Source organism: Actinoplanes teichomyceticus ATCC 31121 (genome assembly GCF_003711105.1).
Classification (GTDB): domain Bacteria; phylum Actinomycetota; class Actinomycetes; order Mycobacteriales; family Micromonosporaceae; genus Actinoplanes; species Actinoplanes teichomyceticus.
Genome location: NZ_CP023865.1, coordinates 1,168,212 through 1,187,220 on the forward strand (window position 1 = coordinate 1,168,212; position 19,009 = coordinate 1,187,220).

The window sequence follows — 19,009 nt, forward strand, 5'->3', positions numbered from 1 at the left end:
ACTCCGGTCCGGGCCGGCAGCGCGTCAGGTCACCGGCCGTCCGGGCCGGCGCCGCGCCGGGTCACCAGCCGCCCGGCACGTACGCCCAGCCCAGGTAGTCCGACCGGTCCCGGAACGTGCTGGTCTGGTAGACGGTCGGTCCGGTGCTGATGGCGCTGTTGCCGCCGATGGAGAGCATGACGTGCCCGGCGGACGTGGTGGACGTGAAGAACACCGCCGACCCGGCCGGCGGCACCGAGCCGGTGTGGATGCGACCGTTGGCCTTCTGCCAGTCGTAGTGCGCGCGCGCCGTGGCGAACCGGCCGCTGGTGCCGAACGCCCGCTCGACGAACAGCTCGCACTCGTTGTTCCAGTCGGTGTGCCCGAGCCGCGCCTTGGCGAAGGCGATCGCCTCGGACGCGCGCGGGTCGGCCGGGTACGTGCCGCTGGTGGAGCCGCCGATCTGGTGCGAGGCGTTGTTGTTCTTCAGCGTGGCGTTGAGGTTGCCCTTCGCCCCGGAGGCGAACGACTGGGTGGCCCCGGCGTAGTTGCTGTTGTAGTAGACCACCACGGTCTTGCCGGTGCGGTTCCACACCGACGCGGCGTTGTTCTTCACGCACAGGCCCTTGCCGTTGCCCGCGCCCTTGAACTCGTAGCAGGACGGCTGGGTGGTGCCGTAGTCGTCGATCGACTCGGTGAAGTCCGAGATGGAGCCCTCGTTGTCGCTGTTGTAGTAGTAGCAGAACTCGCCGCTGTCGCAGACCCCGTCGCGGGACGCCGCCGAGGCCGGCGAGGCGCCGCTCAGGACGGAGGTGATCGCGGCCAGCGCGACGCCGGCGACGGCAAGACTCTTACGGATGTTCATGGTGTCCTCTCGGTGGACATGACTGACTGACGTGGATGGATGGGGCGGGTCAGCGCCCGCGCTGGTACTGCTCCCAGGTCTGGATCGGGATCCGCGGACCGTCGTCCGGGGCCCGGTTGGCCAGGCCGTTCAGGCCCAGGTAGTAGTCACCGACCTGGTGCTGGGCCGGGCTGGACAGGTCGGTGTCGTTGATCGCCGCGGCGTGGATGTGCCACGGCCAGTCCCCCTGGCTCGGGTCCCGCACCCAGGCGGCGAAGCCCACCTGGCGCAGCGCGCGGGCCACGGCGGTGCGCCTGGCCGCGGTCATCCCGGTGACCGCGATGTCGACCACGCCGCCGCCGTCGTGCGTGCCCGCCGAGGTCGGGTCGCCGCCGGGGTTGTAGGAGCCCTGGTCCAGCACCAGGGCGTAGCCGAGCAGGCGCTCGGCCTCGGCGAGCATCGCCTGGGTCCGGGCGTCGACGACGTACCCGTCGCGCTGGACGCGTGCGCCCGGCCCGATGGTGTTGACGACCGTGTACCGGTTCTGCCCGAGCTTGGTCAGCGACGTCGTGCCGGGCAGCCCGTTGGCCGCCAGCCCGGTGTAGCCGAGCGAGCGCTGGTAGGCCGCGTACGCCGAGATGGTCTCGGTGCCGAAGTAGCCGTCGACCCACTGCGCGGCCAGCAGGTTCTTCGCCTGCAGCGCCTGCTCGACGGCGAGCACGGAGCTCTTGGCGCCCGGGGTGAGCGTGTGGTCGGCGCGACGGGGGTCGATCTGGGCGGCCAGGACGGTCGCCTCCATGTCGACGGACGGCGGCGCGGCGGCGCCGCTCACCGGTGGAGCGGGTGCCCGGGGCGCCGCGCTCACCGGGCTCGGGAGGCCGACGGTCAGGCAGACCGCGGCCAGCCCGGCGGTGAGCCAGGAACGGTGCATGGTGGATCTCCTCGCAAGGTCGAAGCCGTCTGGGAACGGCGATCACCTTGCGAGAGCGGGCCGGCTGTTCGGTACCCCGTCCGCCGTGTCAGATCCATCTGACGGGCGCTGACCTGCTCGGACGCCGGTGTTGTCAGGTGTGGCGGGGCCTCACGCCGAACGCGCTGACTCGCGGCCGGGCAGCGACAGGCGGTGCGGGACGCCGGCGGCCAGGGTGACCGGGACGGAGCCGCCGGGCCACACCACCACCGCACGGCGGGGCACCGGAGAGGTCAGCGTCACCTCCAGCCGCTCCGGCCGCCAGGACAGGTCCACCCGTACCGGCCCGCGTGCGATCAGCCCCCGGACACCGCCCACCGGCCACTGCGGCGGCAGCGCGGGCAGCAGCCGCAGCCGGGCCACGCCATCGGCCAGGACGTCACCGCTGGCCAGCAGCATGGCCGCGACCAGGGCCGGGAAGCCCCCGGCCAGGTCCACGTTGAACATGTGGTCACGGTTGTGGGTCGGCACCAGGTTGTCCCGCCAGTACGCCGAGGCGATGCGCGACAGCGCGGCGTACGCCTCGGCGGCCAGCCCGAGCCGGGCGGCGGCCACGCCGAGCAGGCTCAGGCCGTACCCCATCTCGTCGGACGCCTCGCTCAGCCACCACCGCAACCGGGCCCGCACCGCCCGCACCGCCGCGGCGCGCAGCGCCGGATCCGCCTCGATCACCGGGTCGCCCGCGTAGTAGAACGGGTAGAGGTGGCTGCAGTGCCGGTGCTCGTGGTTGTCGTCGAAGCGCGGGTCGAGCCATTCGGCCAGTTCGCCGTCCGGCGTGATCCGGTACGCCGGCAGCGCGTCGAGCAGCTCCCGCCAGCGGCCCGCGTCCGGATCGTCCGGCGCCAGCGCCAGCAGGGCGCGCAGCACGTCGCCGACCGCCTGCACGTCCAGCGTCGCGTCCACGGTGGCCTGCGAGCCGGTGTTGCGCGGATGGTTCTCCGGCGAGTACGACGGGCTGAACCGCGCCCGGCCGCCGGTGATCTCGGCGAACCCCAGGTGGAACTGGGCCACCTCGCGCAGGTACGGCAGGATCCGGCCGGTCAGCACGGCCTCGTCGCCGGTGTGCTGCCAGTGGTCCAGGTAGAGGCGGCCGAGCCAGGCGGCCCCGGCGGTCCAGAAGGTCAGGCACCAGAGGGGGCCGAAGTGGTTCTGCCGGCCGTGCGTGCCCAGGTGGGCGGGGACGTAGAGGCCGGGCAGGCCGTACAGGCGGCGGGCGTTGTCGCGCAGGTCGTCGCGGAGCTCGTCGATCAGGTCGAACAGCGGCGGCATCAGCTCCGGGGTGCCGGTGGTGTGCACGGCCAGCAGGGCGGCCTGCAGGTTGCCGTCGATCGTCCAGGCGCTGCGCCAGGGCGGCGACCAGGTGCCGCTCCAGACCCCCTGCAGGGTGGGCGGGCGGGTGCCGGTGCTGCTGATGACGGCGTACCGGCCGGCGTCGAAGAGCAGCGTGGTGCGCTTGTCCGGCAGGTCCAGGCGGGCGCGGCCGAACAGGTCGCCGTGCGCCGCGGCGTGCGCGGCGAGCAGCGCCTCGAAGCCGGCGCCGGGTGCGGGGAGCGCGGCGAGGGCCGCGGCCGGGGAGCACAGGCCCGGCGCGGTGCGGGCGACGAGGATCAGGCCCTGCGGGGTACGCCAGGAGCGGCACGCCACCGTGTACCCGTCCAGCGCGCCCGGCCATCCCGCCCGGAACCGTGCGGTCAGCACCGTCTGGTCGTCGCCGCCGGCCAGTTCGAAGCCGACCGGCCGCTCCGGCGTTCCGGCGACCGGGGCGACGCGTACCGTCGCGCCGCATCCGGTGATCCGGACGATCAGCGCGTCGGCCGGCCGGGACACGAACGCCTCGCAGGTCACCCCGTCCCACCGCTGCACCACGACACCGGTGTGGAAGTCGGTGCCCCGCGACCAGCCCGGGCCCGGCCGGTCCGGGGTGACCGTCAGCGTGGCGGCGCCGATCAGCGGGTCCACCCAGCGGGTCCCGGCGTACCCGGGATCGCCGGCGACGGCGAGGTCGCAGACCTCGTGGGCGGCCTCGGCGAACCGGTCCGCGGCGAGCATCGCCCGCAGGCGCGGCAGCGCGGCGGCGGTCGCCGGCGCCGGCAGCGGTTCGGTGACCGGCTGGAAGACCGCCTCGTGGGCGAGGGTGAACAGCAGCGCCTCGGGCGAGCCGTAGCACAGCGCGCCCTGCCGGCCGTTGCCGCTGATCAGCGCGTGCTCCCAGTCGGTGGTCGTGGTCGGGGAGCGGAAGGACGGATTGACGTGGCTGGTCACCCGCCCTACTTTGTTCAGAGTCCAAACTAAAGTCAAGGTGGTGCGATGCTGTTCTTCGGCGGTGACTACAACCCCGAGCAGTGGCCGGAGGAGGTCTGGGAGCAGGACGTCGCCCTGATGCGCCGGGCCGGTGTCACCATCGTCTCGCTCGGTGTCTTCGCCTGGTCGCACCTGGAGCCCGAGGAGGGCCGGTTCGAGTTCGGCTGGCTCGACCGGATCATGGACCGATTGCACGAGGGCGGGATCCGGGTCGCGCTGGCCACCCCCACCGCCTCGCCGCCGCCCTGGTTCACCCTCGCCCACCCGGAGGGGCTGCCGGTCACCGCCGACGGGGTACGGCTCAGCCACGGGAGCCGGGACACGTACTGCGTCTCCGCCCCGGCCTACCGCGCCGCCGCCCGCCGCATCGCCGCCGCACTGGCCGGACGTTACGCCGGGCACCCCGCCCTGGCGCTCTGGCACGTGCACAACGAGTACGGCACCGACTGCCGCTGCGACCTGACCGCCGCCGCCTTCCGCGTCTGGCTGCGCGACAAGCACGGCGGCCTGGACGCGCTCAACGACGCCTGGACCACCGCGTTCTGGAGCCAGCGGTACTCCGACTGGGCGCAGATCCTGCCCCCGCGCGCCACGCGGTACCTGCCGAACCCGGCGCACGTGCTGGACTTCCGCCGGTTCCTCTCCGACGAGCTGCTGGGCGCCTTCGTCGAACAGCGTGACCTGCTGCGCGCGGCCACCCCGGACATCCCGGTCACCACGAACTTCGTGCAGGGCGGCTGGGTCAGCGTGGACCACGCGCGCTGGGCGGCCGAGCTGGACGTGGTGGCGGTCGACCACTACCCGGCCACGACCGACGGCGCCGAGGCGGAGACCGCGTTCGGCGCCGACCTGGCCCGCGGCTGGGCGGCCGGCCAGGGCGGGTCGTGGCTGCTGATGGAGACCGCCCCGAACCTGATCTACACACCCGGGCGGATGCACGCCAAGGAGCCCGGGCGGCTCACCCGGCACAGCCTGAGCTATCTGGCCCGCGGCTCCCGCGGGGCGATGTACTTCCAGTGGCGGCAGCCGCGCGGTGGCGCCGAGCTGTTCCACTCCGCGCTGGTGCCGCACGCCGGGCCGGACAGCCCGGTGTTCCGCGAGGCGGTCGGGCTGGGGCGCACGCTGAAGGCGCTCGACGGGCAGGTGGCCGGGCCGCTCACCGCACAGGTCGCGATCGGCTGGGACGCGCCGTCGTGGTGGGCGTTGCAGGGCGGCGGGCTGCCGGCCGCGGACATCGACTATCCGGCCGCGGTGCAGCAGACCCACCGGGCGCTGTACCACGCCGGGATCGCCACCGACTTCGTCTTCCCGGGGCTGGACGGCCTCGGTGAACGGCTGCGGGCGTACCGGATGGTCGTCCTGCCGCACCTCTACCTGGTGTCCGACGAGGCCGCCGCGGCGCTGCGCGAGTTCGTCGCGAGCGGCGGCCACCTGGTGGCCGGGCACCTGAGCGGGATCGCGGACCCGGCGGGCCGGATCCGCCTCGGCGGATATCCCGGCGCCTTCCGCGACTTCCTCGGCGTCCGGGTGGTCGAGTGGCGGCCGCTCGCCCCCGGTACGACCATCGCCCTCGACAACGGCGACCGGGGGGTCCGCTGGAGCGAGCGGGTGGAGACGGCCGGCGCCGAGACCGTGGTCCGGTACGCCGCGGACGTGCTGGCCGGCGCGCCCGCGATCACCCGCAACCGGTACGGCGACGGCGCCGCCTGGTACGTCTCGCCCGGCCTGGACGACGACGCCCTGCGCCGGCTGCTGGACCAGGTGGCCGCCGAGGCCGGGGTGCTGCCGGTGCTGCCCGGACTGCCGCCCCGCCTCGACGCGGTCCGCCGCGGTGACCTGGTGTTCCTCTTCAACCACGGCGACGCGCCGGCGCCGGTGCCGCTGCCCGGGCCGGGCACCGACGCGGTCACCGGGCGCCCCGCGCCCGGCTCGGTCACCGTGCCGGCCGGCGGTACGACGGTCGTCGCGCTCCAGCCGCCGGACCGGCGGCCCGCCGCGGCTGGTCCGCACCTGTGACACTGGTGCGATGACCGATCCCGGCACCGGCCCCTCCGCTGTCGCGCCGGCCCCACACCGGCGCCGTCCGATCGTCGTCGCTCTCGGGGTCCTGGCCGCCGTCGTGCTCGCCCTCGCCGCCTGGGCGTGGACCCGGCCGGCGCCGGAGACCGCGATGCGGGACCGGGCGCTGGCGGCCGTGCTGGCCGGCGGTGGCCCGGCCGGCTGGGCGGTGGCCGGCGACCCGGACCCGGCGCCGGAGATCGAGGGGGTCTCGGCCGACGCGGTGTGGACCGACCGGGACGGGCAGCCGGTGCTGCTCGACGGCGACGGGTTCACCGTGCTGTGGTCGGTCTCGCCCGCGACGCCGCGTGACTGCACGGCGCTGGCGGTCTGGGCCCGCGACCGGATCGCCCCGGAGGCCGCGCCGGACGTCACCGCCTCGTGCCCGGCCGCGATCGGCGGCGATGTCGACGAGCCGGCCGTCATCGCCGCCCACGGGACCGAGCCCGGGGCGAACGGGCGGTACCTGTTCTCCGCCTCGGTCGTGCCGCGCAGTGGCCGGACGGCCCTGTTCGCCGGCCTGACCTACGAGGGCCCGGACACCGCGCGCTAGTGCGTCACGCGCGGCCGAACGCCCTGCGGTACGCCGACGGGGACGTCCGCATCGCCCGGGTGAAGTGGTGCCGGAAGGTGACCGGCGAGTCGAAGCCGACCGCGGCGGCCACCTCCTCGATCGGCGAGCCGGTGGTCTCCAGCAGCGCCAGGCTCGCGTGCACCCGCTGGTCGATCAGCCAGCGGATCGGGGTGGTGCCGGTGGCCCGGGCGAAGTGCCGCAGGTAGGTGCGCGACGACATGTGCGCCCGCCGGGCCAGCACCTCGACGGTGATCGGCGTGGCCAGGTTGCCCAGCGCCCACGCCATGCTGCGGGCCAACCGGTCGTCGGCCGGATCGTCGGTCACCGGCGCCTCGATGAACTGCGCCTGGCCGCCGTCCCGGTGCGGCTGCACCACCAGCCGGCGGGCCACCGCGTTGGCGATCGAGGGGCCGTGGTCGCGGCGGACCACGTGCAGGCACAGGTCCAGGCCGGCGGCGCTGCCCGCGCTGGTCAGCACGTCGCCGTCGTCCAGGTAGAGGACGTCCGCGTCGACGTGGACGCGGGGGTGGCGGGTGCGCAGGGCCTCCGCGTACCGCCAGTGCGTGGTGGCCCGGCGGCCGTCCAGCAGGCCGGCCCCGGCCAGCGCGAACGCGCCCGAGCAGATGGACATCACGCGAGCGCCCCGGGCGTGCGCCGCGCGCAGCGCCGCCACCAGGGCCGGGGACGGGTCGGCGCGGACGTCCGCGACGCCGGGCACGATCAGCGTCCCGGCGGCGGCGAAGACGTCCAGGCCGTGCTCGGTGTGCAGGGTGGCGCCGCCGACCACCCGGACCGGCCCGGGGGTCTCGGCGCAGATGGTCAGGTCGTACCACGGGCGGTCGAACTCCGGGCGGGGCAGGCCGAACACCTCGGTGACGATGCCGAGCTCGAAGACCGACATCCCGTCGTAGGCCAGCACGGTGACCGCCGGGCCGCGCCTCTCGATCATCGGCATGGCGAGATCTTATCGGTACGTGGCATCAGCGCCACTGGGCCGGACCGCCCGCGCCCGGCACGATCGGCGGTATGACGAACACCGAAGCCATCGCCCACTTCACCCGCCGCCTGGCCTTCGAGACCGACGTCAGCGACGTGCGCGCGGACCTGGAGGCGGGCACCCCCGGCCTGGTCGTGGTGGACTCGCGCAGCGACGAGGCGTGGCGGCAGGGACATCTGCCGGGCGCCGTGCACCTGCCGACCGGGCAGATCGCCGCCCGGGCGGCCGGGCTGATCCCGCCCGGCAGCTCGGTGGTCACCTACTGCTGGGGCCCGGGCTGCAACGGGGCCACCCGGGCGGCGCTGGAGTTCGCCCGGCTGGGCTACGCCGTGCGGGAGATGATCGGCGGATACGAGTACTGGGTGCGCGAAGGGTTCCCGGTGCGCGGCGAGCACGGCGAGTGGTCGCGCCCGGCCGACGAGCTCACCGCCCCGGCCGGCGCGGCCTGCGGATGCTGAGCGCCACCTAGCCGAGGGTGAGCGGGCGCAGCCCGGCCGGCGCCGGCCCGCCCGGCTCCCGGCCGGTGGCCCGGCGCAGCAGCCGGTCCGCCGGTCCGGGCAGCTCGTCGGCCGGCCGCTCGAAGAGCAGCCGGAGCACCACCCCGGCGGCGGCCGGGGTGAGCCAGGCCGGCCGGCCCAGCGCGTCGGCCAGGTCCAGCCCGTGCACCGCCAGCTCGACCACCCGGGTGGTGAGGAAGTCGTCGAGCAGCATCGCGTCACCGTGCCGGGTGCGCACCACCCGGCCCGCCGGCTCTGCCGCGCAGCGGCCGGTCAGCTCGGCGGTGAGCGTGCGGAACTCGCGTACCTGCCGGCCGGGCGTGGCGAAGGACGCCGCGTGCTCGCGCGCGAGGCGGATCCGGGCGGCGTCGGTCTCCGGGGCGAACCGGTGGTCCGGGCGGTAGTAGCCGGCCGCGGAGGTGTCCGGCGCCGCCGGCGCCGGGGCGGCCAGCATCCCGGGCAGCCAGGCCAGAACGACGTGCACGTGGGCGAACAGTTCCCGGACCGGCCACGGCGCGCACCGGGTCGGCCGGGCCCAGTCCGAGTCGGCCCACCGGGCGGCGGCGTGCCCGAGCGCGTCCGCCTCGTCACGGAACGCGTCGAGAACCGTCCGGTCCGGGTCCACCGGTCGCGCCGCGCTCACCCGAGCAGCCGATCGAGGAACTCGTTGCGGAACGTGCCGGACGGGTCGAAGCGCCGGGCCAGCGCGGCGAAGTCGGCCAGCCGCGGGTAGCCGTCGGCCGGCGCGGTGGTGAAGATCTTGCCGAGGTGCGGGCGGGCGCCCAGCGGCCCCAGGGCGCGCTCCAGATCGGCGACCACCGGCAGCACCGCCTCGGTGTCGGCGATCCAGGTGAAGTGCAGGGCCAGGCTGTCCCGCCGGTAGTTCGGGGAGAGCCACAGGTCGTCGGCGGCGATCGTGCGGATCTCGCAGATCTGCAGCACCGCCGCGACGCGCTCGCGGAGCCCGGCCACCGCCTCGATCGCGGCTGCCGCCTGCGCCCGCGGCACGTGCCACTCCGACTGCAGCTCGGCCCCGCTGCTGGGGGTGAACTCCATCCGGAAGTGCGGCAGCCGCTCGTGCCACGGGCCGGGCACGCCGTCCTGCCGCGTGCAGTTCTCGGCCGGCATCCCGGGGACCGGGTGGCGCGGGCCGTCGGCGGGGGTGGCGCCGAAGTAGTCGCCGGTCATCGGCTCCAGCCGCTTGAGCCAGACCATGTCGACGTGGTTGCCGGTCCATCGGGTGAACAGGCTGACGCTGTAGCCGTCGGCGAGGATGTCGGCCAGGTGGTCGCGCACCGACGTGGCGGGCAGGTTGTCGTAGACGTACTGGCGCAGCTCGAACGCCGGGTGCACGTCCAGGGTCAGGGCGACCACGACACCGAGCGCGCCGAGCGCGGTCACCGCGCCGGGGAAGTCCGCGTCGCCCCGGGTCAGGGTGACCAGCTCGCCGTCGGCGCGGACGACCTCGATGCCGCGGACCGCGGTGGCCAGGTTGCCGTGGCGCACCCCGGAGCCGTGGGTGGCGGTGGCCACCGCTCCGGCCACCGAGATGTGCGGCAGCGACGCCATGTTGTGCAGGGCCAGGCCCTCGGCGTGCAGGCGGGCGGCGAGCTCGCCGTAGCGGATGCCGCCGTCGACCCGGACGGTGCGCCGGTCCGGTCCGATCTCGACGGTGCGCGGCAGGTCGGCGAGCGTCAGCAGGTCACCACCGGTGTCGGCGAGCCGGTTGAACGAGTGTCCACTGCCGAGCACACGCATCTCGGTGGCAGCGGCGACCAGGTCGCGTAGCTCGTCGGTGGAGCGTGGCCGGAGCACCCGCCGCGCGCCGAAGGTGATGTTGCCGGCCCAGTTCGTCAATGGTTGCACGGCGCCCACCCTACGGCTCGGGGATCGATGCCCGACGTGCTGCGCCGGGGCGGGAGACCGCTCACCGTCGATCCGCCGCGCCAGTGGGCCGGTGAGCTGGGCCGGCGGGCGGTCGCCGGGTGCGGCCCGCGCGGCGTAGGGGAGCGTGCGTGCCCCGGAGCCGCTAGATCTGCCGGGCGACGGTGCGGGACGCCATGTGCCAACCCTCGCGTACCCGGAGATCCGGGTCAATATGGGGTTGTCTCTAGGTGTATACGCCCATAACGTGGGCTCATGCCGTTGGATGCCTCACGGAACAGTCTGGTGCTCCCGATCCTCGGACTCCTCGCGGAGCGGCCGGCACACGCCTACGACCTGGCGACCCGGCTCCGGGAACGCCACGCGCATCTCACCGCCACCCGCAGCACGGTAACCACCCTGCTCAAGTCCCTGCACCGGGCCGGGCTGGTGGAGGCACGCGAGCCGGGCCAGGTCGGCAACCGGCCACCGCGCACGGAGTACGAGCTGACCGAGGCGGGGCTCGCCGGCTTCCGGGCGAAGGTCGAGTCCGGGCTGCGCGACACCCCGGTCGCCTCGGTCGACTTCGCGCTCGCGGTGGCCCACCTGGGCAGCCTGCCGGTAGATCGGGTCGGCGCGCTGCTGTCGGCGCGGGCCGAGCGGCTGGCCGCCGAGCAGGCCGCGCTGCCGCCCGGCACGATGACCGAGGTGCACACCCTGGCGCACGGCTACCGGCGCGGTCTGGTGGCGGCCGAGCTGGCCTGGATCGCGGCGCTGGTCGAGCGGATCCGCTCGGCGGAGCTGGCCTGGGCGACCGACCCGGTCCCGGCATGACGGGTGTGCGGCCCGGGCGGCAACGCCTCCCGCCCGCCCCGGTCGGGGTGGGCCCGGGGAGCGGCGCCGCCGGCCGTCCCCGGTTTCGGCGGATCCCGGGCGGGGCCCCGGGCTAGAGTCGGTGCGAGCGTGCGGCCGACCGAGGAGGGCTGGTCATGGCGTCCATCGTGATCGCGGAGGACGACCGGGACATCGCCGAGCTGCTCAAGGAGGTGCTGAGCGGCGGCGGTCACGCGGTGCGGATCGCCGGGAGCGGGGCGGCCGCGCTGGACCTGATCGGGGGCGCCGTACCCGACCTCGTCGTCCTCGACCACCACATGCCCGGGATGAGCGGCCTGGAGGTGGCCGACCGGCTGCGCGCCGACCCGGCCACCGCCACGCTGCCGGTGATCATGCTGTCCGCCGCCGCGCCGGCCGCCGCCCGGCAGCTCTGCGACGTCACCATCTCCAAGCCGGTACGCCCCCGGCACCTGCTGCAAGCGGCCGAGCAACTGCTGGCCGCGCGGGCCGCGGGCGGGCCGGCGGACACCGCCCACCCGGACCCGGCCGGTCAACTGACCGACGTGCCGCGCCTGCTGGCCGTCTCCGACTTCCTCACCCGGCCGGCCTACGCCGCCGGGCTGAACTCGTTCGCCGAGCGGCTGGCCGTGCTGACCGGCGTGCCGGCCGCGGCGGTCACCCTGATGCTCAACGACACCGTGGTGGTGGCCGGGTCGTACGGGCTGCCCGCCTGGGTGCGGGAGGCGGGCGGGGTGCCGGCCGAGTGGTCGCCGGACACGATCGTGGTCGCCGAGGACGTGCCGGTGCTGATCACCGACAGCCGGGACAGCGCGGAGTACGCGGACAGTCCGCTGTTCGCGGTGAGCGGGATCCGGTCGTACGCGAGTGTCCCGCTGCACTCGCCCGAGGGCCACATCGTCGGCACCCTGTGTGTGATGGACGACGAACCGGGCACCTGCACCGAGGACACCGTGCAGATCCTGCACTCGCAGCGCGCCCCGGCGCTGGCGTTGCTCGCCCCGGCCGGCGCGTGACGAGAGCACCGCGCCGAAGTCGCGCAAAGTAGTCATAGTGCTGTCCGGTGACGGCCGGTCCACTTGGTGGCCGCATCATGACGGATCCGGCACGGAGCCCTTCCGATGGGCAAAACTGGACGTCAAGCCGCCGACACGTCCGGTGTCGATCGCCTCTGGCCCGCGTCGAGATCATCCGCTAGCGCCCGGGTAACGAAATGTGGGTCACAATCAGTGACGATTGTGGGGTGGTTCGGGCAGGATGCAGCGCGGCACCAACGCGGCGCGAGGGGGAGCGGGGCACCATGGCGGAGATCCATCACTTCAACCACGGATGGATCACTCCGGCGGTGAGCTACCTGCTGTCGGTGCTCGGCTCGATGCTCGGCCTGACCAGCGCGGCGCGCCTGCGCTCGGCCCGTACCGGCGGCGAGCGCGGCTGGTGGCTGGTGCTGGCGGCGCTGGCGATCGGCGCCACCGGCATCTGGAGCATGCACTTCGTGGCCATGCTCGGTTTCGACGTGACCGGCACCCCGATCCGCTACGACAGCACGCTGACCGCGGCCAGCGTGCTGATCGCGTTCGGGTCGGTCGGCGCCGGCCTGGCCATCGCGCTGCTGGGCGCCACGGCCCGGCAGCCGCGCATCCTGGCCGGCGGCGTGCTGGCCGGGCTGGGCGTGGCCGCCATGCACTACACCGGTATGGCCGCGATGCGCCTGACCGGCGAGATCCACTACGCCGGCAGCCGGGTGGCGCTGTCGGTGCTGATCGCGGTGGTCGCCGCCACGGTGGCGCTCTGGCTCACCCTGGTGGTCAGCCGACCGGCGATCATCTTCGTCTCCGCGCTGGTGATGGGCGTCGCGGTGAACGGGATGCACTTCACCGGCATGTCCGCGATGTCGGTGGTGGCGGGCTCCGGCCGCGGCCCGGTCGAGGGCGCCTCCGCCGGATCCCTGCTGGTCCCGATCGGCGTCGCGGTGATCTTCGGCATCCTCGGCATGGTCTACGCGCTGGCGGCCGCCCCGAGCGAGGAGGACCGCGCGGCGGCGGAGTACCTCGCCGCCCGCCTGCAGGCCCGGACCGGGCAGCCGGCCGCGCCCGCCCCGGGCGGCGCGAGCGGCCGGAGCACGCTCGGCGACGGGTCCTGGACCTACCGCGACCGCTCCGCGCGGTGACGGCGGCGCGGACCGGGCCGCCTGCGTCGACGTGAACGCGGTCCGCGCCGGCTGCGTCTTCGCCCTCGGGGTGGCCAACGGCCTGGTGGCGCGCTGGCCGCGGGCCACCACTACGGGCGCCTGCCTGCTGCGCTGCGGCCGCTGGCCGGCCGCGCGGCCTCGGTGGTGCTCCGGCGCGGACGGCCACCCGGAGCCGCGCGGCGCTACCGCGGCTGGACCAGCCAGTCCCAGGCGCGTTTCAGGGCGCCCGCGTGGCGGCCCTCGGGCAGGTCCGGGCTCGGCCGGGTCAGCCGCTCGCCCGGCTCGGTGAGGATCGCGCCGTTCTCGTAGAGCCCGGCGACCTGGTCACCGGCGGCGAACCGGTGCCCGTCCGAGGTACGGATCAGCAGCCCGTGGAAGACGTCCTCGGGCTCGTCGGCCAGGACGTGCTCGACCGTGCCGATCCGGTCGCCGCTCGGCGCGTACACCGGGACGCCGTCCTTGAGGACCAGGTAGGCGACCGGTTCGCCGAGATCTTCCGCCTTCTCCGTCATGCCGTCGGATTACCCGCCCGGCCGGGTTTTCAGTCGCGCCCGGGGCGGGGCGGCACCGGCTTTTCGGGTGACCGGACACGGACCGGCCGCCGGACGGGGGTGGTCCGGCGGCCGGTGGCGCGCTCGGCCGGCCAGGGGGGCGGGCCGGTGCCGGGCGCGGGCTCGTGTGCCCGGGGCGGCCCCCTAGCGGCGGGCCATGATCAGGCCGGCCGGGTCGCTGCAGACGAGGTCCAGGGCACGCTGCAGCAGCCGCGGGTCGTACGTCGAGGCGTGGAACGTCGCCTCCAGGTGCAGCACCCCGTTCATCTCGCTGGTGGTCAGGGTGACGCCCTCGGGCTCGGCGAGCGTCGGCACGCTCTCGTTGACCCGGCCGGCCGGGTCCACCGCCCACGGCAGATCGCCGAGCATGTCGTGCCGGCCCTGGCTGATGAAGGTCAGCCGGGGCCGCGGCTCCACCGCGACCTCGGCCGGGAACGGCTCGGGCATCCCGGGGGCGCCGGTCAGCAGGATCTTCGCCTCGCGCAGCATGATCATGGTCAGGATCCGGCCGGTGGCCAGCTCCGCCTTCAGCGTCCGGTGGATCGCCACCGGGTCGGTCAGGCTCGCCGGCCGCAGGTACGGCCCCATGCAGAAGTTGCTGTCGACGCGGACGCCCGCGCCCAGGTAGCGCCGGGCGTCGGCGAGGAACGTGCCGCCGGTCAGATCCGGGTCCAGACCCAGCTCGACCAGCGCCGAGGTGAACGCCGCGAAGGTGATCGCCGAGGTGGTGACGCCCGGGGCGTGCTCGTCGCGCCAGGCCCGCATCTGTCCGAGCACCCGCGACGAGCGCGCGGTACGCACGGTCAGGTCGGGCTGCCACGGCCGGGTCGGCGCGGGCGCCGGGTGCGGCGGGGTCGGGAGGCTCAGGCCCGCCCGCCACCGGTCCGGGTGCCAGGCGAACTGCTTGCACCACGCCTTCGGCAGCGCCCAGCGGTGCCGTGCGGACGGGGCGACCCGGGCTGCCCGGCCCTCGTACGCCGCCGTGATCAGCTCGCGCAGCAGGGCGTTGGCCGGGCCGGCGTCGCCGTACGCGTGCGAAACCTTGAGCGCCACGTACCCGCCGCCGGAAAGGATCCGCACCGGGTGGTGCCCCCGCGGCTCGGCCTGCAGCTGCCGGGTCATCGCGTCGAAGTCCACCGGCGCCGGGCCGAGGTCGGTGACCGCGTCGGTCACGTGGGTGGCGAAGCCGGCCGCGTCCATGTGCTGCCACTTCGCGCCGGAGCGGTCCAGCCGGGACACCGCCCGGTGCGTCGGGTCGGCGGTGTGCAGGCCGATCAGCGCATTGCGGAGCCGGTCCGCGGTGACCCCGGTCAGCGGGCCGACCGTGCGGATGTACTCGAGCGGCAGCCAGGCCCGCTCGTGCAGGGTCAGCCTCGTGGTAGACATGACATGCACTCCCTCCGCCTGCGCCGTCGCGTCGACGACGGGCGCGAACACAACCTTCAGCACGGTCGGCGCGACCAGCACGGCCTCGATCGCCATCACCACGGCCACCCAGGTCACCAGGTCGTTCAGGTCCCCCTGGCGGCCACCCCACCAGGCGGCCAGCAGCTCGGCCGCGCCGGCGAAGACGGAGAAGACGCCGGCGCCGCGCACCCTGCCGTGCACCCGGGAGATGGCCAGGAAGAAGTGGTGGAGGACGAGCGGGACGTAGGTCAGCGTGAGAATGGCCAGCGCGGTGCCGGCGGTGTCCGCGTACGCGCTGCCGAAGATCGACATGATCGGGTCGGCCAGCGCCATCACCACCAGCGCGGCCGGCAGGCCGCCGGCCAGGCAGACGAGCAGCCCCATCCGGACCTTGCCGCGCAGCGCGGCCCGGTCCCCGCTGGCCACCGCGAACAGTGTGAGCGCGACGTTGCCCGGCACCATGCCCAGGACCGACAGCACCATGAACGCGGTGTAGAAGGCGGCGTTCGCCTCGGCCGACAGCGTCGCGGTGACCACCAGCGGCAGGGTGGCCCGGGGCAGGTAGGCGGCCAGGTTCAGCAGGTTGTGGTCGAGGGTGGCCCGGCCCCGGCCGCGCAGCAGCGACAACCGCGGCCGCAGCGAGTCGATCATTCCGCGCCGGCGCAGCGCCGCGTGCAGGATCGCGGTCGACGCGACGATGCCGGCCACCCAGGTGAGCAGCAGCTCGCCGCCGGTCAGGGTGATCGGCAGCAGGGCCAGCGCGCCGAGCAGCACCAGCTTGAGCCCCGCGAACCAGGCGTTGCGCATCAGCTGCAGCGGGCCCTGGAGCAGCCCGACCATGGCCTCGTCGAGGACCAGGGTCATGGCGTTCGACGCGATGCCGACCACCAGCAGCACGGTGGCCGGGACGCCGCCCATCGCCTCTCGCAGGCCGGGGATCCACAGCTGGGCGGCGGCCACGTAGAGCAGGCCACCGGCGGTCGCGGCGGCGCCCGCCACCAGCAGGCACGTGGAGATCAGGGCCCACCGGCCGCGGGCGAGCGAAGGCAGGTCGGCGATCAGCATGGTGCCCATGCCGAACATGCCGATGGTGCCGATCAGGGTCATCGCCGACACCGCGGCGGAGGCCTGGCCGACGGCGGCCGGGGAGGCCACGTGCGCGGCCAGCCACCAGTACGCGAAGCCGAACGCCGAGGTGACCAGGGTGGTCGCCATCAGTGATCCGGCGTTCAGGAAGAGGTCGGCGTGACCGCGCAGGGCGGCCAGGACGCCACGCCGGCCCCGCGGCTGCGTCCCTGGCCGCGGTACGGCCTCGGTTGCCGGCACTTCGTCCTACCCCCCAAGATCGGCGCACCGAGAAAGCTAGTAACTCGCCGTGTTCACGGGCCAGGGCGAAGCCGTCCGGTTTCGTCGTCTGTCCGGTCTGGAAATCGGCCAAGTCGGTGGATGAGGTGGCCCAATCGTACGATCTTCAGCGCCTGTGCCCCACAGTGGATCGGGGTGCGCGCCGGCTGCCGGTCACGCACCGTGAGTTGCCGGTCAGAGCCATCCGGTTTTCCGCAGCCGCCGGTAGAGGCCGCCGCAGAGCACCACCATGGCGGTGACCGCACCCGGGAAGCCCCACGGCGAGTCCAGCCCGGGCATCGTCGCGAAGTTCATCCCGTAGATCCCGGCGATCACCGTCGGCACCGCGGCGATCGCGGCCCACGCGGCGATCTTGCGCATGTCGTCGTTCTGGTCGATCGAGATCTGCGCCAAACGGGCCTGCAGGATCGAGTTCAGCAGGTCGTCGTAGCCGGCCACCCGGTCCACCGCCCGGCTCAGCCGCCCGCGCACGTCGACCAGGTAGGGCCGCACCGCGGCCGGCAGATCCCGGCTCTCCAGCAGCCGCAGCAGCGGCTCGGCCAGCGGCAGCACCGCCCGCTTGAACTCCACCATCTCCCGTTTGAGCTGGTAGAGGTGCGCGATCTGGGTGCCCCGGTCGGCGGAGAAGGTCTCCTCCTCCAGGCGTTCCAGGTCCCGCTCGACGTGCCCGGCCACGTCGAGATAGCTGTCCACCAGGCGGCTGCCCACCGCGTACGCCACCGCCCACGGGCCATGCCGCAGCACGTCCGGGCGTCGCTCCAGCTCCTGGCGGACCTCCGCGAGCGGGCCGACCGGGCCGTGTCGCACGGTGATGGCGAACCACGGGCCGACGAGCACGGTGACGTCCCCGGTCTCGACCACCTCGGAGGTGTCGGTGAGCCGGTCGTGCTCGACGTAGCGCGCGGTACGCAGCACCAGCCGGGTCACGTCGCCGGCGACCTCCACCCCGGGCCGGTGCCCACCCTCGGCCGCCCGCTCGGCGAACAGCTCGTGCACCCCGAACACCTCGGCGACCAGGTCCATCGTGGGCCGGTCCGGCTCGTGCAGGCCGAGCCAGACGAACGCGTCGCGGTGGCGCCTGGCGAGGCGGGCGGCCTCCGGGAACGGCACCTGGCGCGGCTGCCCCGGCGCGGAACGCCGCATCCCACCGGCGTAGACCGCGCAGTCGACGACCGCGCCCATATTGCCGCGGGGCGCGACCGGGCCCGGCGCCACCGGCCGGCGGACCAGTCCGTCCAGCAGGGTCCGGAACGGGCCGGGCAGCAGCGCGCCGGCCCGCCGCCGGATCCACCGCCGCGGGCGCGACCGGTCCGGCTCGTCGGCGGTCTCGCGGTGCCAGCCCGGCTCGGGATCCTCGGGCGGCCGGAACTCGTCCAGGATGGCGGGATCGTCCCGCCGGCCGCGTCGCCGCCCGAGCATACGTGTGCCCGCCACCTTCCTGCCTCGCGTCGCGAAGGGATGCGACAGAGAAGGTAGCGCGTGGCGGCAGCGGATCGAGTGCTGCCTCACCGGTCAGTGACATCGGTGCGAGCCTTGAGGCATGGCGAACACGAGTGCCCGGATGCTGCGACTGCTGTCGCTGCTGCAGACCCACCGCTACTGGCCCGGCGCCGAACTGGCCGATCGCCTCGAGGTCTCCCCGCGCACCCTGCGCCGGGACGTGGAGCGGCTGCGCGAGCTGGGGTATCCGGTGCAGGCGACCCGCGGCGTGGCCGGTGGCTACCAGTTGCGGGCCGGGGCGGCGGTGCCGCCGCTGCTGCTCGACGACGAGGAGGCGGTGGCCATCGCGGTCGGGTTGCGCAGTGCCGCCGCCGGCGCCGTCGCCGGCTTCGAGGAGACCTCGGTGCGGGCCCTGGCCAAGGTGGTCCAGCTGCTTCCGCCCCGGTTGCGCCAGCGGATCGACGCCCTGCAGGCGGTGACCAGCCCCGGCGTCCCCGGCGGCGGGCCGGTGCTGGACGCCGCGGTGCTCACCACGATCGCCACGGCCACCCGGGGCGAGGAGCGGCTGCGTTTCGACTACACCGCGGGCGACGGCGAGGCGCGGCGCCGGCACGCCGAGCCGCACCGGCTGGTGCCGCTCGGCCGGAAGTGGTACCTGCTGGCCTGGGACCTGGACCGGGCCGACTGGCGCAGCTTCCGGGTGGACCGGATCACCGGCCCGGCGCTGACCGGGGCGCGGTTCCGGCCCCGGGAGATCCCGGGCGGGGACCCGGCGGCCTGGTTGCGGTCGCGGATCCGCTCGATCCCGCACCGGTACGAGGTCAGCGTGCTGCTGGAGACCGGGCCGGAGACGGTGCGCGCGCTCACCGGCGACTGGGCGGTGTGCGAGCCGGTGCGCGACGGTGTCTGCCGGATGCGGATGAGCGTCGATGACCTGAGCTGGCCGGCGATGGTGTTGAGCGTGCTGGCCGTGCCGTTCGCCATCGAGTCGCCGGTCGAGCTGCGCGAGCGGGTCCGGGCCGCGGGGCGGGTGTTGCTGCGCGGCGCGGACGCCTCTGATGTGGACGGACCGACGCCCCCGTGGCGCCGGTCCGCATAACGAAAATACCCACCGCATGCG

General features: G+C 74.7%; 16 protein-coding genes. 7 read left to right on the top strand and 9 right to left on the bottom strand.

What is annotated here, in order from left to right:
• Nucleotides 1–61: 61 nt before the first annotated feature.
• The 3 genes from ACTEI_RS38060 to ACTEI_RS36760 all read right to left on the bottom strand — a co-directional run bounded on the left by ACTEI_RS38060 (nucleotide 62) and on the right by ACTEI_RS36760 (nucleotide 4,055).
• Nucleotides 62–844: a peptidase inhibitor family I36 protein gene (locus ACTEI_RS38060; protein WP_239082579.1), complete on the bottom strand. Its 783-nt coding sequence runs from the start codon at nucleotides 842–844 to the stop codon at nucleotides 62–64.
• A gap of 49 nt (nucleotides 845–893) precedes the next feature.
• A complete protein-coding gene (locus ACTEI_RS36755) occupies nucleotides 894–1,754 on the bottom strand; it encodes a peptidoglycan-binding domain-containing protein (protein ID WP_164465850.1) in 861 nt (286 codons plus the stop codon).
• Between the two features lie 150 nt (nucleotides 1,755–1,904).
• Nucleotides 1,905–4,055, bottom strand: a complete 2,151-nt coding sequence (locus tag ACTEI_RS36760; RefSeq protein WP_164465851.1) for a glycosyl hydrolase family 95 catalytic domain-containing protein — start codon at nucleotides 4,053–4,055, stop codon at nucleotides 1,905–1,907.
• A 45-nt stretch (nucleotides 4,056–4,100) separates the two neighbouring features.
• Between ACTEI_RS36760 and ACTEI_RS05325 the strand changes: the two genes are divergently transcribed.
• Nucleotides 4,101–6,110, top strand: coding sequence for a beta-galactosidase (locus ACTEI_RS05325; protein ID WP_122976625.1), 2,010 nt, complete (start codon nucleotides 4,101–4,103; stop codon nucleotides 6,108–6,110).
• Nucleotides 6,111–6,120: 10 nt separating this feature from the next.
• A complete protein-coding gene (locus ACTEI_RS05330) occupies nucleotides 6,121–6,705 on the top strand; it encodes a hypothetical protein (protein ID WP_122976626.1) in 585 nt (194 codons plus the stop codon).
• A gap of 4 nt (nucleotides 6,706–6,709) precedes the next feature.
• Here ACTEI_RS05330 and ftrA read toward each other — a convergent pair whose 3' ends face one another.
• Nucleotides 6,710–7,675: a transcriptional regulator FtrA gene (gene ftrA / locus ACTEI_RS05335; RefSeq protein ID WP_372443286.1), complete on the bottom strand. Its 966-nt coding sequence runs from the start codon at nucleotides 7,673–7,675 to the stop codon at nucleotides 6,710–6,712.
• Nucleotides 7,676–7,752: 77 nt separating this feature from the next.
• On the opposite strand from ftrA, the gene ACTEI_RS05340 reads away from it, so the two are divergent.
• Nucleotides 7,753–8,181 (top strand): rhodanese-like domain-containing protein, encoded by a 429-nt coding sequence (locus ACTEI_RS05340; protein WP_122976628.1) that lies wholly within the window; start codon nucleotides 7,753–7,755, stop codon nucleotides 8,179–8,181.
• A 7-nt stretch (nucleotides 8,182–8,188) separates the two neighbouring features.
• Here the strand turns inward: ACTEI_RS05340 and ACTEI_RS05345 are convergent, their stop codons facing one another.
• Complete coding sequence (locus ACTEI_RS05345; RefSeq protein ID WP_239082578.1) at nucleotides 8,189–8,863, bottom strand: maleylpyruvate isomerase family mycothiol-dependent enzyme; 675 nt, start codon at nucleotides 8,861–8,863, stop codon at nucleotides 8,189–8,191.
• Nucleotides 8,860–10,086 carry an FAD-binding protein gene (locus ACTEI_RS05350; RefSeq protein WP_122981923.1) on the bottom strand — a complete coding sequence of 409 codons (1,227 nt, stop codon included), beginning with the start codon at nucleotides 10,084–10,086 and terminating at the stop codon, nucleotides 8,860–8,862. The genes ACTEI_RS05345 and ACTEI_RS05350 overlap by 4 nt, the downstream gene beginning before the upstream one ends.
• 273 nt (nucleotides 10,087–10,359) lie before the next feature.
• Here ACTEI_RS05350 and ACTEI_RS05355 point away from each other — a divergent pair, with 273 nt between their 5' ends.
• From ACTEI_RS05355 to ACTEI_RS05365, 3 genes are all read left to right on the top strand, one after another.
• Complete coding sequence (locus ACTEI_RS05355) at nucleotides 10,360–10,917, top strand: PadR family transcriptional regulator (RefSeq protein WP_122976629.1); 558 nt, start codon at nucleotides 10,360–10,362, stop codon at nucleotides 10,915–10,917.
• 155 nt (nucleotides 10,918–11,072) lie between these two features.
• Nucleotides 11,073–11,951, top strand: coding sequence for a response regulator (locus tag ACTEI_RS05360; protein WP_122976630.1), 879 nt, complete (start codon nucleotides 11,073–11,075; stop codon nucleotides 11,949–11,951).
• A 284-nt stretch (nucleotides 11,952–12,235) separates the two neighbouring features.
• Entirely contained in the window at nucleotides 12,236–13,105 is an 870-nt protein-coding gene (locus ACTEI_RS05365) for an MHYT domain-containing protein (RefSeq protein ID WP_122976631.1), read from the top strand.
• Nucleotides 13,106–13,308: 203 nt separating this feature from the next.
• On the opposite strand, the gene ACTEI_RS05370 is transcribed toward ACTEI_RS05365, so the two are convergent.
• The 3 genes from ACTEI_RS05370 to ACTEI_RS05380 form a co-directional block, all read right to left on the bottom strand.
• Nucleotides 13,309–13,638 carry a PRC-barrel domain-containing protein gene (locus tag ACTEI_RS05370; protein ID WP_122976632.1) on the bottom strand — a complete coding sequence of 110 codons (330 nt, stop codon included), beginning with the start codon at nucleotides 13,636–13,638 and terminating at the stop codon, nucleotides 13,309–13,311.
• Nucleotides 13,639–13,821: 183 nt separating this feature from the next.
• Nucleotides 13,822–16,299, bottom strand: a complete 2,478-nt coding sequence (locus ACTEI_RS05375; protein ID WP_145831096.1) for a lipopolysaccharide biosynthesis protein — start codon at nucleotides 16,297–16,299, stop codon at nucleotides 13,822–13,824.
• 324 nt (nucleotides 16,300–16,623) lie between these two features.
• A complete protein-coding gene (locus ACTEI_RS05380; RefSeq protein WP_239082577.1) occupies nucleotides 16,624–17,883 on the bottom strand; it encodes a magnesium and cobalt transport protein CorA in 1,260 nt (419 codons plus the stop codon).
• A gap of 106 nt (nucleotides 17,884–17,989) precedes the next feature.
• On the opposite strand from ACTEI_RS05380, the gene ACTEI_RS05385 reads away from it, so the two are divergent.
• Nucleotides 17,990–18,988, top strand: coding sequence for a helix-turn-helix transcriptional regulator (locus tag ACTEI_RS05385; protein ID WP_164465852.1), 999 nt, complete (start codon nucleotides 17,990–17,992; stop codon nucleotides 18,986–18,988).
• Nucleotides 18,989–19,009 lie beyond the last annotated feature (21 nt).

What these genes read in the sequence shown, in the direction of transcription:
- ACTEI_RS38060 (WP_239082579.1), bottom strand. Translation starts at nt 844, where the DNA reads ATGAACATCCGTAAGAGTCTTGCCGTCGCCGGCGTCGCGCTGGCCGCG.
- ACTEI_RS36755 (WP_164465850.1), bottom strand. Translation starts at nt 1,754, where the DNA reads ATGCACCGTTCCTGGCTCACCGCCGGGCTGGCCGCGGTCTGCCTGACC.
- ACTEI_RS05325 (WP_122976625.1), top strand. Translation starts at nt 4,101, where the DNA reads ATGCTGTTCTTCGGCGGTGACTACAACCCCGAGCAGTGGCCGGAGGAG.
- ACTEI_RS05330 (WP_122976626.1), top strand. Translation starts at nt 6,121, where the DNA reads ATGACCGATCCCGGCACCGGCCCCTCCGCTGTCGCGCCGGCCCCACAC.
- ftrA (WP_372443286.1), bottom strand. Translation starts at nt 7,675, where the DNA reads ATGATCGAGAGGCGCGGCCCGGCGGTCACCGTGCTGGCCTACGACGGG.
- ACTEI_RS05340 (WP_122976628.1), top strand. Translation starts at nt 7,753, where the DNA reads ATGACGAACACCGAAGCCATCGCCCACTTCACCCGCCGCCTGGCCTTC.
- ACTEI_RS05355 (WP_122976629.1), top strand. Translation starts at nt 10,360, where the DNA reads ATGCCGTTGGATGCCTCACGGAACAGTCTGGTGCTCCCGATCCTCGGA.
- ACTEI_RS05360 (WP_122976630.1), top strand. Translation starts at nt 11,073, where the DNA reads ATGGCGTCCATCGTGATCGCGGAGGACGACCGGGACATCGCCGAGCTG.
- ACTEI_RS05365 (WP_122976631.1), top strand. Translation starts at nt 12,236, where the DNA reads ATGGCGGAGATCCATCACTTCAACCACGGATGGATCACTCCGGCGGTG.
- ACTEI_RS05370 (WP_122976632.1), bottom strand. Translation starts at nt 13,638, where the DNA reads ATGACGGAGAAGGCGGAAGATCTCGGCGAACCGGTCGCCTACCTGGTC.
- ACTEI_RS05375 (WP_145831096.1), bottom strand. Translation starts at nt 16,299, where the DNA reads ATGGCGACCACCCTGGTCACCTCGGCGTTCGGCTTCGCGTACTGGTGG.
- ACTEI_RS05385 (WP_164465852.1), top strand. Translation starts at nt 17,990, where the DNA reads ATGGCGAACACGAGTGCCCGGATGCTGCGACTGCTGTCGCTGCTGCAG.